Annotated in this window: 13 protein-coding genes; 4 read left to right on the top strand and 9 right to left on the bottom strand. The window is 64.1% G+C overall.

What is annotated here, in order from left to right:
* Positions 1-5: 5 nt before the first annotated feature.
* A complete protein-coding gene (queF, locus tag QW845_RS00770) occupies positions 6-482 on the top strand; it encodes a preQ(1) synthase (protein WP_315799772.1) in 477 nt (158 codons plus the stop codon).
* Positions 483-731: 249 nt separating this feature from the next.
* Here the strand turns inward: queF and QW845_RS00765 are convergent, their stop codons facing one another.
* The 8 genes from QW845_RS00765 to secG form a co-directional block, all read right to left on the bottom strand.
* Positions 732-1160, bottom strand: coding sequence for a hypothetical protein (locus tag QW845_RS00765; RefSeq protein WP_315799771.1), 429 nt, complete (start codon positions 1158-1160; stop codon positions 732-734).
* A 234-nt stretch (positions 1161-1394) separates the two neighbouring features.
* Positions 1395-2009, bottom strand: a complete 615-nt coding sequence (locus QW845_RS00760; protein WP_315799770.1) for a T6SS immunity protein Tdi1 domain-containing protein — start codon at positions 2007-2009, stop codon at positions 1395-1397.
* 213 nt (positions 2010-2222) lie between these two features.
* Positions 2223-2816 carry a DUF416 family protein gene (locus tag QW845_RS00755; RefSeq protein ID WP_315799769.1) on the bottom strand — a complete coding sequence of 198 codons (594 nt, stop codon included), beginning with the start codon at positions 2814-2816 and terminating at the stop codon, positions 2223-2225.
* Between the two features lie 901 nt (positions 2817-3717).
* On the bottom strand, positions 3718-4929 hold the full coding sequence (locus QW845_RS00750; protein ID WP_315799768.1) for an MFS transporter: 1212 nt from the start codon (positions 4927-4929) through the stop codon (positions 3718-3720).
* Positions 4929-5792 (bottom strand): 3-deoxy-8-phosphooctulonate synthase, encoded by an 864-nt coding sequence (gene kdsA, locus QW845_RS00745; RefSeq protein ID WP_315799767.1) that lies wholly within the window; start codon positions 5790-5792, stop codon positions 4929-4931. Before kdsA ends, QW845_RS00750 begins: the two co-directional genes overlap by 1 nt.
* A gap of 117 nt (positions 5793-5909) precedes the next feature.
* Positions 5910-6236 carry an NIPSNAP family protein gene (locus tag QW845_RS00740; protein ID WP_315756696.1) on the bottom strand — a complete coding sequence of 109 codons (327 nt, stop codon included), beginning with the start codon at positions 6234-6236 and terminating at the stop codon, positions 5910-5912.
* A 201-nt stretch (positions 6237-6437) separates the two neighbouring features.
* Complete coding sequence (locus tag QW845_RS00735; protein WP_315799766.1) at positions 6438-8069, bottom strand: CTP synthase; 1632 nt, start codon at positions 8067-8069, stop codon at positions 6438-6440.
* A 167-nt stretch (positions 8070-8236) separates the two neighbouring features.
* On the bottom strand, positions 8237-8620 hold the full coding sequence (gene secG, locus QW845_RS00730; protein WP_315799765.1) for a preprotein translocase subunit SecG: 384 nt from the start codon (positions 8618-8620) through the stop codon (positions 8237-8239).
* A gap of 210 nt (positions 8621-8830) precedes the next feature.
* On the opposite strand from secG, the gene QW845_RS00725 reads away from it, so the two are divergent.
* Together QW845_RS00725 and QW845_RS00720 are read left to right on the top strand one after the other, a co-directional pair.
* Positions 8831-9397: an XRE family transcriptional regulator gene (locus tag QW845_RS00725; protein ID WP_315799764.1), complete on the top strand. Its 567-nt coding sequence runs from the start codon at positions 8831-8833 to the stop codon at positions 9395-9397.
* A 2-nt stretch (positions 9398-9399) separates the two neighbouring features.
* Positions 9400-9924 carry a GNAT family N-acetyltransferase gene (locus QW845_RS00720; RefSeq protein ID WP_315799763.1) on the top strand — a complete coding sequence of 175 codons (525 nt, stop codon included), beginning with the start codon at positions 9400-9402 and terminating at the stop codon, positions 9922-9924.
* Positions 9925-9961: 37 nt separating this feature from the next.
* Here QW845_RS00720 and tpiA read toward each other — a convergent pair whose 3' ends face one another.
* A complete protein-coding gene (gene tpiA, locus QW845_RS00715) occupies positions 9962-10717 on the bottom strand; it encodes a triose-phosphate isomerase (protein ID WP_315799762.1) in 756 nt (251 codons plus the stop codon).
* A gap of 222 nt (positions 10718-10939) precedes the next feature.
* Here tpiA and QW845_RS00710 point away from each other — a divergent pair, with 222 nt between their 5' ends.
* Positions 10940-12847, top strand: coding sequence for a peptidylprolyl isomerase (locus tag QW845_RS00710; protein WP_315799761.1), 1908 nt, complete (start codon positions 10940-10942; stop codon positions 12845-12847).
* Positions 12848-12861 lie beyond the last annotated feature (14 nt).

Here is a 12861-nt window from a genome sequence, read left to right as displayed (position 1 = left end):
GAGACATGGCGAAAAGACCCGGCAAACCCGAGACATCAGCAGGCCTGCAACTGGGCCGCGAGGTGGCGTGGCCCGAGAGCCCCGAGGCGGCCCGGCTCGACCGCGTGCCCAATCCGCAGAAGGATACGGATTACCTGGCCCGCTTCACGGTGCCGGAGTTCACGTCGCTGTGTCCGGTGACGGGCCAGCCGGACTTCGCCCATCTCGTGATCGACTATGCGCCCGGCCCGTGGCTGGTCGAATCCAAGTCGCTCAAGCTCTATCTCGCGAGCTTCCGCAACCATGGCGCCTTCCACGAGGACTGCACGGTCGCCATCGGCAAGCGCCTGGCCAACGAGCTCAAACCGAAATGGCTGCGCATCGGCGGCTACTGGTACCCCCGCGGCGGCATCCCGATCGACGTGTTCTGGCAGACCGGCAAGCTGCCGAAGGGCCTGTGGGTGCCCGACCAGGGCGTCGCGCCGTATCGCGGCCGCGGCTAGCGCCCGATCACACCTGACGATTCGAATCCGGCACCTTCCGCGCCGTCATGGCCGGGCTGCGTCCCGGCCATCCACGTCGATCGGCATACGCGGCTGGATGTGGATGCCCGGGACGCAGCCCGGGCATGACGATGTGGAAACAGCGTGGCGACAAACTCAGGGACACGGAGACGATGCTGGACAGCACTTCACGTGACACCCAAGCCATTTGCCGCCCCGTTTCCGACGGCTTCACACAAGCCGACTATTTCAAGGGCGACTTGGCTCGCTCAAGATCGACTCGGTGATCACTCGCTCCCACTCGCTATACTTGGCGGGGCTGATAGGAAGGCCGATAACGTGATAACCAGAGGAGTCTTCGTACATCGCCACAAAATATTCCTGCTCGAGCTGATACGGTGTGCGGGGACCTCGAGCGTAGCTTGGATCGCCTCCGAACGTCACGTTTATGCGCTCCAGCTCGGGTCGCTTGCCACGGATGACCTCAATCACCTGCAACCAGGCCGACCAGCGCTCGCGGGGAACTATGCGTGTAGGCTGTCCAGATTGGTTCTCCCCGACAAGATATGCAGGCCGGCCTAACACCCGCACTTTAGCCAACAAGATTTCATGCTCTGATGACGGGGCCTTGGGTTTTGGTATTTCTAAGGGCAACTCTTCCGAGAAGTAGGTGAGCAAGCCATCGGCTGTCGCCTTCGCGATAGTCGCGGTCCAAATCAGGATAACACAGACCAAACAGCTAACGAGCGATCTCATCGCTCTCGACCTCGATCGGCCCAATGAATCAGATTTCGATGAGTTGTTCATAGCAGATCAGCCTTCAAGCAGGACAACGCTAGGTTACGGTGACCGCCCAGCACCTTCACCGGAATTCCTCACCGCACGCTCGTGTTACCCTGAAGTCATCGATCTTCACGGACGACTGATGCGAATCGGCGTCCCGACGGGAAGCCCTTTGGCCTTGAGGATAAGCTGGCCGGATATGTGCCAGTACACGTCAATATCGGAAGGCTCCAAATTCCCGACATCATCCACTCCGCCGAGGAACAGCGGCTTCTTATAACCGGCACACTGATCGTATTCCAATTTGGTACGAGCAAGTTTCTGCCAGCGTTGGAAAAAATCAATTGCAAGAACAGCCTCGCCAAAATTGACCAGCTCGCCATCGTGAAAGGTTTCGATATTCGCAGGAATCTTCAGAGCTTCCCCTGTGCCGGGCTCAAACATCACTACCCCGGGCTTTCCGCCTTCGAGGCGCTTTTCATCAGTCGCGAACGCCCTACCAAGCCAATCATAACCAAAGCACGCGATGCGCCCTTTGAATTCGGGAAACGCATAGCCAACGCGCGCGGCCCATGTGTCGAGGCTGCTCACCCGCACCACGCGATACAGCCCGCCATTGAAGGAGCATCCACCAAATTCAGCGAATAGTTTCGCAGCCTCCGGCCGCAAGCTCGCATCACTTAATGGGCCTATCGGGCTTGGGCCTGCATCCAGAAGAAAATGTCTCTTGAAGGTCTCGAACATCACATTGGACCAATCGTAACGCTATTGATAGCCGTTCCTACGCGCAGACGTCTGATCTGCAGTTAAACTGACGGTTATTCCCTCTTGCTGCCACAGGTCATCCTCGAAATGCCTGTCACCGAGATTATCGTGTCTCACTGGAGGGGTGCAGTCCAGCACTGTCACCGTAATTCCGTAATTCATCACGATCAAAGTCCGCCCAACCTCAGCCTTTCACCTGAGCAAGCCGTGCTGGCCTTCGGCCCTCCCCCGCACCAAGGAATACATGCTTTCCGACCAGGGCGGATCCTCGATCGTGCTCAAGAATGCGACGTCTTCTTCCTCCGTCCGCGCCTCTCTTTGCACGAGCGGGTGGCCGCCCACGATGTTGTTGATCGCCTTATCGTAGGTGACCAGTCCCATTTGATCGATCGCGTAAGCATGCAGCGACTCCAGAGGATACTCCATGGCTTCGACGATATGGACGTCTCGCGCATCAGCCATAAATCCGGCGATATTCGCCGCAACCAGAGCTGCGTTCAATGCGAATGAGACTTCCAGAGAACCAAAATCCTCGGTGTCGGGGGTCGCATCGAGAATATCCTCACGAAGCTGGGCCCAAGATATAGGACGCGAACCATCCAGAAGTGATCGCCAATACTCCTGTCGTGCCTTTTCAAAAATGAAGAAGTCGCGGTCCTCGGCAAGGCAAAAAGAACGAAGCTCGGGCACCATTCTCTCGTAAAGCAGAATCAGAAAGGCGGCCTTCTTTCCTGCCGAGAATGACAGGAGCTTTGTGGCGGCTTCGTTGGCGATCAGCTTCATCATCTGATTGTCACTTCCACAAAGTAGCGGAGCAAGCGATCGTGGGTTGAGCTCTCGCCGTCTCCAACGCTGTCATGCTGCCGAGTCGCCCGACGGGCGCGACTCGCCCAATGGGTTGGCTTGCCCCGTCTTGTTCGACCGTCAAACCGCGCGCGCCTGGAAACTGATTTCGTCAGCGTGTTCAAGCCGATCACCCCTGTCCAGTCCTCCCGCGAAAAATATTCCACATTCGTTTTATCAGAATCCATGATTGACTATCTCCGTCCCGTCTCGATCAGAGGGGCGCTTCGCGGTCGTCACGGACGTTGAGGCGGGATGCGGTGGGTGTGTCGGGTTCGCAGCGTGATCAGTCACGCGGACGAACGAGCCCGATGCGCCGGCGAAATCGTATGGTCCTGGCCTCCCGACGCTGAGGTCACGCTGGTGGTGATGATCCGCCGGTCACGGGGGCAAGACAGCCCGGTCCCCGGGGAGAGTACGTATAAGCCGCCCAACCATCGCGCGGGGAATGCCGGGATGTCTCGGCTGAACCTGTGGTTCTCGCCGCCTGCATTTTTTTCCGCAGGCGGGCCATGGGGGCGGCCAGCTCCCGGCATTCCCCGTGCCCTCTTCTCAGAAAGAGGGCATGTCCAAAGGCAAAGCTCGGACGCAGATGCGCCGCGAGATGGCGGCGGTGTGCGCCCAGGGCTAAAGCAGCAAACGATGGGCCTTTATGCGCTCGCCTGTCTCCACGTCGTCATGCCCGGGCTTGTCCCGGGCATCCACGTCCTTCTCGGCGTGCCGGACGACGTGGATGGCCGGGACAAGCCCGGCCATGACGGAGCTACAAATGAGCAGGCGTTCCTGCGGCTATGGCTCGGTGTCTTCAGATGCAATGAGCATGCACCTGTGCCCGACAGGGCGGTCAGCTCGTCGCCGCATCCGCCGGCGGCCGCTGCCGCAGCAGCGCGGCACAGGCGAAGCCGAGCGCGACCATCAGGACGGCGCCGGCGAGCAGCGTCGGCTGCTTGCCGCCATGGACGACGCCAAAGCCGTAGGCGATGGGGCCGACGGTCTGGCCGAGGAAGAAGAAAAACGAGTGCAGCGACATCGCGGTCGCGCGGGCGCCGATCGACAGCTCGCTGGCGAACACCTGCAGGCAGCCGTGGATCATGTAGAAGCCCCAGCCCATCATCAGCATGCAGGCGAACTGCAGCTTCCAGCCGGGGCCGAAGGCGAGCGCAGCGAGTTGCAGGCCGACCAGTCCCGCGCCCACGATCATCATGCCCTTGACGCCGAGCCGCGGCAGGAAGCTCGACACCGTGAAGGTGTAGAACAGGCCGCCGACCGCAAAACCCGCGATGACGATGCCGGCGATCGACAGCGAGGTTTCGCCGAGGTCGAACAGGAACGAGGCGATGAACGGAAACAGCCCGAATACGCAGCAGCCTTCGACGAACACCGCCGGGAAGCAGAAGCGCGCATTCGGATTGGTGAAGATGGTGCGGTAGCCCCTCCTCAGCGCGGCGAGATCCGTGGTCGGCACGTGGGTGACCTTGGCGCCGCGGAAGCCGGCCGCCACCGCGAGCGAGGCGATCAGCCCGAGCGCGCCGAGGATCGCGAGCACGCCGCGCCAGCCGATGAAGTCGCCGATGATGCCCGACGCGGTGGCGCCGAGCAGGTTGCCGGCCATCGATCCCGCCAGCGTGCGGCCGATCGCAACCTGGCGCTTGTCGGGCGCGACGAGATCGCTGGTCAATCCGAGCGCGACCGGGAACACGCCGCCCGAGGCAACGCCCGCGAGAATGCGCGAGGCGAACAGCAGCGGAAACGAGGTGGCGAGCGCGCCAAGGATGCTGGCGACGCCGAGCAGCGCGAGGCACAGCGTCATCAGGCGCGCCTTGCCGAACAGATCGGCGGCGGCGCCGATCGCCGGCTGGATCAGCGCATAGATCAGCGCATAGCCGGCGGCGATGCCGGCCGCCGTCGCAATGCTGATCGAAAAATCCTCGGCGACATGCGGCAGCACCGGATCGAGCGCCCGCGTCGACAGCGCCGCCGAGAAGCCCGCCAGCGCGATGATGTTCACGGCTGGCGGAAACTTGTTGTCTGCGGGCTTGGCGACGGGCTGGTGCATCAGCTGATGGCGTCTGTCGTCTGCGCCTTGGCCAGCCGGTCGAAGTCCATCAGCGTCTTCAACAAGGCCTCGAACTGGGCGAGCGGCACCATGTTCGGCCCATCGGAGGGCGCATGATCCGGATCGGGATGGGTCTCGATGAACACGCCGGCGACGCCGACCGCGACCGCGGCGCGCGCCAGCACCGGTACGAATTCGCGCTGGCCGCCCGACGAAGTGCCCTGCCCGCCCGGCTGCTGCACCGAATGCGTGGCGTCGAAGATGACCGGCGCCCCGGTCGTGCGCGCCATGATCGGCAGCGACCGCATGTCCGAGACCAGCGTGTTGTAGCCGAACGAGACGCCGCGCTCGGTCGCCAGCACGTTCGGATTGCCGGCGCCGGTAATCTTGGCAACGACGTTCGCCATATCCCACGGTGCCAGGAACTGGCCCTTCTTGACGTTGATCACCTTGCCGGTCGCGGCGGCCGCGAGCAGCAGGTCGGTCTGGCGGCACAGGAAGGCGGGGATCTGCAGGATGTCGACGGCCTGCGCCACCTCGGCGCACTGGCTCGCGTCATGGACGTCGGTCAGCACGGGAAGGCCGAGCGAGGCGCGGATCTCGGCGAAGATCGGCAGCGACTGCTGAAGGCCAAGCCCGCGCGCGGCGGAGCCAGAGGTGCGGTTGGCCTTGTCGAACGAGGTCTTGTAGACGAGGCCGATGTTCAGGCGCGTCGCGATCTCCTTCAGCGCCGAGGCGACCTCGAGCGCGTGGGCGCGGCTCTCGAGCTGGCACGGCCCGGCGATGACCGCGAGCGGCAGATGATTGCCAAACTTGACGGAGCCGAGGCTGACGACCGGCGCGGCAGAGATCGGAGCGTTCACGACTTCATCCTCTTTGAGCGCGCGACCATGGCCCGGCGCGGGCATCCGGATCAACCCGGCGCGCGCCCGCGAATAGCAGGGTTGCGGGGATCGGTCATCCCCGCCCCTCCCCGGCCTCTATTTCAGCGCCGAGAATGCGGTCGGCACCAGGAACTGGCTGGTGATGTTGGCGACGATCTGGCCGTCCTCCTCGCTCTTGGCGCGGGCGGCGATCCAGTCCGGATTGGTCATGAAGGCGGTCCATTTGGTCTCGCGCTCGGCGAGCGATTCCCAGGCGAGGAAATAGGTCAGGTCCTGGTTGGATTCGCCGATCAGGGTGGTGAAGAAGCCGACCGGGCGGATGCCGTGCTTCTCCCACAGCTTCAGCGTCGTCGTCTCGAAGCGCTTGAGCAGCGCCGGCAGCCGGCCGGGAATGCAGCGATAGATGCGGCTCTCGTAGATCATGTGATCCTCCCTGATCTCTGTTGCTTCGAACGATCAGGGAGCCTTGTCGCAACAATCGGCGCAGTCGTCAAAGGCCGCGGCTCTCGCCCCGACCGTCATTGCCAGGAGCGTCAGCGACGAAGCAATCCAGGGCCGCGCAAGGACCCTGAATTGCTTCGCTGCGCTCGCAATGACGGCTTGCGCGGGGAGAGCAGCTCCCGCTCACACCAGTCGCGACTGCACCACCGCGGCCTGGATGAACGAGGCAAACAGCGGATGCGGCTCGAACGGGCGCGACTTCAGCTCGGGATGGAACTGGACGCCGATGAACCAGGGGTGGTCCTCGTACTCCACGATCTCCGGCAGCACGCCGTCGGGCGAGAGACCAGAGAATTTCAGGCCGTGCTGCTCGAGCCGGTCCTTGTAGGCGGTGTTGACCTCGTAGCGATGGCGATGGCGCTCGGAGATCTCGGTGGCGCCGCCATAGACCTCGGAGACGCGGCTGCCGCGCTTCAGCGCCGCAGGATAGGCGCCGAGCCGCATCGTGCCGCCGAGATCGCCGCTCTTGGAGCGCTTCTCCAGCTCGTTGCCGCGCAGCCATTCGGTCATGAGACCGACCAGCGGCTCCGGCGTCGGACCGAACTCGGTCGAGTTGGCCTCGGTGATCCCGACCAGATTGCGCGCGGCCTCGATCACCGCCATCTGCATGCCGAAGCAGATGCCGAAATACGGCACGTCGCGCTCCCGCGCGAACTGCGCCGCGCGGATCTTGCCCTCGGCGCCGCGCTGGCCGAAGCCGCCGGGCACCAGGATGCCGTTGACGTGCTCGAGGAACGGCGCCGGGTCCTCGTTCTCGAACACCTCGCTCTCGATCCAGTCGAGCTTGACGCGGACCTTGTTGGCGATGCCGCCATGCGACAGCGCCTCGATCAGCGACTTGTAGGCATCCTTCATGCCGGTGTACTTGCCGACGATCGCGATCGTCACGTCGCCTTCCGGGTTGCGGACGCGCTCGTTGATCGTGTGCCAGCTCGCCAGCGCCGGCGGCACCCGCGGCTCGATGCCGAACGCGGCCAGCACCTCGTCGTCCAGACCCGCGGCGTGATAGGCCTCGGGCACGGCATAGATGTTGTCGACGTCACGCGCCTCGATGACGGCGCTTTCGCGCACGTTGCAGAACAGGCCGAGCTTGCGCCGTTCCTCCTTCGGGATCGGGCGGTCGGTGCGGCACAGCAGGATGTCCGGCTGGATGCCGATCGAGCGCAGCTCCTTGACCGAATGCTGCGTCGGCTTGGTCTTCAACTCGCCGGCGCTCGGGATGTACGGGAGCAGCGTGAGATGGATGTAGATCGCGTGATGGCGCGGCAGCTCATTGCCGAGCTGGCGGATCGCTTCGAAGAACGGCAGACCCTCGATGTCGCCGACGGTGCCGCCGATCTCGACCAGCACGAAATCGTACTCGTCATTCCCGGACAGCACGAAATCCTTGATCGCATTCGTCACGTGCGGAACGACCTGGATGGTCGCGCCGAGATAGTCGCCGCGGCGCTCCTTGGTCAGGATGTCCTGATAGATCCGCCCGGTGGTGATGTTGTCGGCCTTGGTCGCGGGCCGCCCGGTGAAGCGTTCGTAATGGCCGAGATCGAGATCGGTCTCGGCGCCGTCGTCGGTCACGAACACTTCGCCGTGCTGATACGGCGACATCGTGCCTGGATCGAGGTTGAGATAGGGGTCGAGCTTGCGAAGCCGGACCTTGTAGCCGCGGGCCTGCAGCAGCGCGCCTAACGCGGCTGAAGCCAGACCCTTTCCGAGCGAGGAAACCACGCCGCCGGTGATGAAGATGTACCGCGCCATGGGACCCTACCTTTAATGCCGCTGATGCGATTCGCCAAAACGAATCGTGGTCGGCCCGCAACGTCGTCGCGGGCCTGTGGGTGACGTCAAAATATGAATGGTCCCAGGGACTTGAGACCGCTTTATGATGCAGGACGCCAACTGCGTTCCTGCATGGCTTGCCCGCTTTATTGCGACTGCGGGGCCTGCGGCGCGCTCGGTGCCGCGGGGGCCTGCTGCTCGTCGGCCTTCTTGAGCTGGTCGAGCACGCCACCGCTGGTCGGCGCCACCGGGGTCGCCCCGCCCGATTGGGTCTGCCCAGGCACGGTGCCGAGGATCGAGGCCGGCTTGCGATCGTATCCTGCCAGCCAGGTCAGGGCCAGGCTGGTGAGGAAGAAGCCGACCGCCAGGATCGCCGTGGTGCGCGTCAGCAGGTTCGCCGTGCCGCGGCTCGACATGAAGCCGGCGCCGCCGCCCATGCCGAGGCCGCCGCCTTCGGACTTCTGCAACAGCACCGCGCCGATCAGGACGGCGACGATCATGAGGTGAATGACGATCAAGACAGTCTGCATGGTGACCTTCCGTCACAAGCCCTCGCAGGCCCCGGCCGGAGGCCGGGATCGCGAGAGCTTCGCGGGCTATTCGGAAATTTGCGCGGTGTTACACGATCGTGTCGAGCAACGCCACCCCGCAGATAATCGCAAGCACGCTTCACACAAGCGCCGACGTAACCCTCGGGGTCGCCCCTTGCCGTCCGCCGTGACATCCATTATCAGAGACGAATGGATCAAATAATGGACGATTTCAGCCAGCGGCTCGCGCGCCGCCTGCTGCTGGAACGCGACGCCCGCGGGTGGTCGCTGGCCGACCTCGCCGAACGCTCCGGCGTGTCGAAGGCAACCATCAGCAAGATCGAGCGTGCCGAGGTCAGCCCGACCGCGGTCATCCTGGTGAAGCTCGCAAGCGCGTTCGACCTCACGCTGGCCGGCCTGATGCTCCGCGCCGAAGCCCAGTCGGAGCGCCTGTCCAAGGCGGCCGAGCAGCCGGTCTGGCGCGATCCGGAGACGGGCTATGTCAGGCGCCAGGTCTTTCTCAGGCCGGATCATCCGATCGAGTTGGTAACGGTCGAGATGCCGGCGCACCGCAGCGTGACCTTGCCGGCCTCTTCATACATCCACATCCGCCAGCTTCTCTGGGTGCAGAGCGGACAATTGACCATCACGGAAGGCGCGGACCGCCACGTCCTCGGCCCCGGCGACTGCCTCGGCTTCGGCCCACCGATCGACACCACCTTTGCCAACGAATCGGACGCGCCCTGCGTCTATGTCGTGGCGCTTGCCCGGAGTTGAGCATGTTACCGCGAATCGCAGCCTTGTCCGACACGCCGGCCATTCGCGCGGCGCTGAGCGCGATGCTGATCGAAACAGTGGCCCATGGCGGGTCCGTCAGCTTCATGCACCCGCTCAGCTCCGGCGATGCCGATGCTTTCTGGCAGGACTCGCTCGCGGCCGCGGAGCGCGGCGAACGAATCGTGCTGGGGGCCTTTGACGGGCAGGATCTGATCGGGACGGTGACGCTGCAGCTGAAGCTGCCGCCGAACCAGCCACATCGCGCCGAGATCGCCAAGATGATGACCCGCGTGAGCCATCGTAAGCGCGGCGTCGCACGTGCTCTGCTGGATGCGGCAGAAACCCTCGCGCGCGGGCACGGCCGCACGATGCTCGTGCTCGACACCGCCGAAGATGGCGGCGCCTCATCACTCTATGAAGGCGTCGGCTTCCAGCTGAGCGGCATCATTCCAGACTATGCCGTGAAGCCGCATGGCGGCCTCACCGGCACGATGATCTATTGGAAGCGGATTGGAGAAGCGGCATGAGGCGCAGGGCATCAGAGCGCCCGGCTCAGCTCGGCTCTCAACAGCCCTTCGCAATTGCGAGAAAATCAGCCGCTTTCAGGCTAGCGCCGCCGACCAGCCCACCGTTGACATTCGCGACCGCCATCAGCTCGGCCGCATTGGAGGGCTTGACCGAGCCACCATAGAGGATACGCATGCGCGCCCCCTGCTCCTTGAAGCGGTCGATCAGCAATTGCCGAATAAAGGCATGAATCTGCTCGACATCCTTGGCGGTCGGCGTGAGGCCGGTGCCGATCGCCCAAACCGGCTCATAGGCCACGACCAGGTTGTCGGCCCGTGAGTCCTGCGGCAGGCTGAGGTTGAGCTGGCCGCGCAGGATGTCGAGCGTCTGTCCGGCATCGCGCTGCTGCTGGGTTTCGCCCACGCAAACGATCGCGACCAGCCCCGCGCGCCACACCGCCTCGGTCTTCTGGTGCACCACAATATCGCTTTCGCCATGATCGGCACGCCGCTCGGAATGGCCGACGATGATGGCGCTGGCGCCAGCATCGGCCAGCATCTCCGCCGAAATGTCCCCGGTATGGGCTCCTGAGGCCTTAGGGTGGCAGTCCTGCGCGCCGATCGCGATCGCGTGGGTGCCGCGCGCCCGCTCGGCGAAGCCTGCCACCAGGGTGGCGGGAGGACAGACCAGCAGGTCGGCCTTGCCGGTGACCTCGGCGGCTCCGGCCAGCATGGCGTCGAACTCGGTGGTCGAGGCCTTCAGGCCGTTCATTTTCCAGTTGCCGGCGATCAGCGGCCGGATGCGGTCGGTCATGGCGGGATTCCAGCAAATGTTGTGACGGACATCGGCTAGCAGAGCCCTTCGAGGAGCACCAGAGCGGGAGCCGTCTTCTCACCGCTTCAATCGGCCTCAGGGCCGAGGTTGCGACCGGGCGGCTGCCTCTTTATAAGCCGTTTCAACTCGGCGACGGCCTTTCGCGGAATCTGCTTTAAGGCGCGGCCTCTTCATCCTTTTTCCTGCAGACAGACTGGACCCATGCTTCGAGGATTACGCAAGGCCTCATCAAACTGGCTCGGCAAGACCATCATGGCGGTGGTCATGGGCGTTTTGATCGTCAGTTTCGGCATCTGGGGCATCGCCGACATCTTCCGCGGCTTCGGGCAGTCGACGGCTGCAACCGTGGGACGCACGGAGATCTCGATCAACGAGTTCCGGCAGATCTATACCGACCGGCTGCAGCAGATCGGCCGCCAGCTCGGCCGTCCGCTGACCACCGAGCAGGCCCACATGTTCGGGCTCGACCGCTCCGTGCTGCAGCAGACGATTGCGGAAGCCGCCCTCGACGAGCAGGCTCGCCGTCTCGGTCTCGCCCAGTCCGATGCGGAGACCATGCGGGTGATCCTCAGCGATCCCAACTTCAAGGGCCCGAACGGGGCATTCGACCCGCAGCGTTTCCAGGCCATCATCCGCAATTTCGGCTTCACCGAGCAGCGCTATCTGGCTGACCAGCGACGACAGTCGCTGCGGCGGCAGATCACCGGCACGATCGCGGCCGGGCTGGAGCCGTCCAACACGATGCTCGAGGCGCTGAGCCGCTTCCAGAACGAGCAGCGCTCGATCGATTACATCAAGCTCGACGCGGCGCAGGCCGGCACCATCGATGCGCCCTCGCCCGAGGTTCTCGCGTCCTATTTCGATGAGCACAAAGCCCAGTTCAAGGCGCCGGAATATCGCAAGATCTCGTTCGTCGTGGTGACACCCGAAGAGATCGGCAAGTCGACCGACGTTTCTGACGAGGACGCCAGGAAGCTGTTCGACCAGCGCAAGGCGCTGATGGGCACGCCGGAGAAGCGCCAGGTCCAGCAGATGACCTTCCCCACCATGGAGGAGGCACAGGCGGCGCGCGCCCGGATCGCCGCGGGTGAAGTCACGTTCGACGAGCTCGCCAAGGAGCGCAACCTCAACCCGGCCGATCTCGATCTCGGTCTGGTGACGAAATCGGCGATTCTCGACCCTGTCGTTGCCGATACCGCCTTCTCGCTGCCGACCGGCGAGGTCAGCCAGCCGGTCAAGGGCGCGTTCAACGTGGCGCTGGTCAAGGTCAGCGCGATTCAGCCGGGCCAGCAGCCCGAATATGAGAGCGTCGCTGCCGAGATCAAGAAAGAGATCGCAGCCGACCGCGCCAAGTCGCAAGTCGCCAATCTTCGCGACAAGATGGAAGATGAGCGCGGCGGCGGCGCCAGCGTGGCCGAGGCCGCCAAGAAGCTCGGTCTCAATGCCGTTACGCTCGAAGCGGTCGACAGGTCCGGCAAGCAACCCAACGGCCAGCCCGTTTCGAACATCCCGCTTGGCCTTGATGTCGTTGCGCAGGCCTTCACCAGCGACGTCGGTGTCGACAACGAGCCGATCTCGTTCCGCGGCGGCTATGTCTGGTTCGAGGTTCTCGGCATCACCCCGCCGCGCGATCGCGCCCTCGACGAGGTCAAGGATCAGGTCGCCGCGCGCTGGCGCGACGACGAGGTCGCAGCGAAGCTGCGCGCCAAAGCCACCGAGCTGGTCAAGAAGCTCAACGAGGGGGGCGAGCTCGCCGATGAGGCGACATCGCTGGGCGTGAAGATCGAGACGGCCAGCGCGTTCAAGCGCGACGCCTCGGTGCCCGGCGTCCCCACCGGAGCGATCACCGCCGCGTTCCGCACCGCCAAGGACGGCGTCGGCCAGACCGAGGCTGATGGCGGCCGGCAGTGGATCGTGTTCCGTGTCACCGACATCATCGATCCGAAGGTCGACCTTGCGTCCGAGGACACCAAGAAGCTGAAGGACCAGTTGCAGCGCGCGCTCGCCGACGAGCAAGGCACGGCCTATGTCATGAAGCTCGAGAAGGACATCGGGACGACGATCAACGAGGCCGCCGTGGCCCAGGTGGTCGGCGGCAACAATCAGTGACGGTTTGCTAGGGG

The organism is Bradyrhizobium sp. SZCCHNS3002, assembly GCF_032377435.1.
In the GTDB taxonomy this organism is placed as follows: Bacteria; Pseudomonadota; Alphaproteobacteria; order Rhizobiales; family Xanthobacteraceae; genus Bradyrhizobium.
The sequence above is the reverse complement of the archived record's forward strand: the minus strand, read 5'-3'. Positions and strand labels throughout refer to the sequence as shown.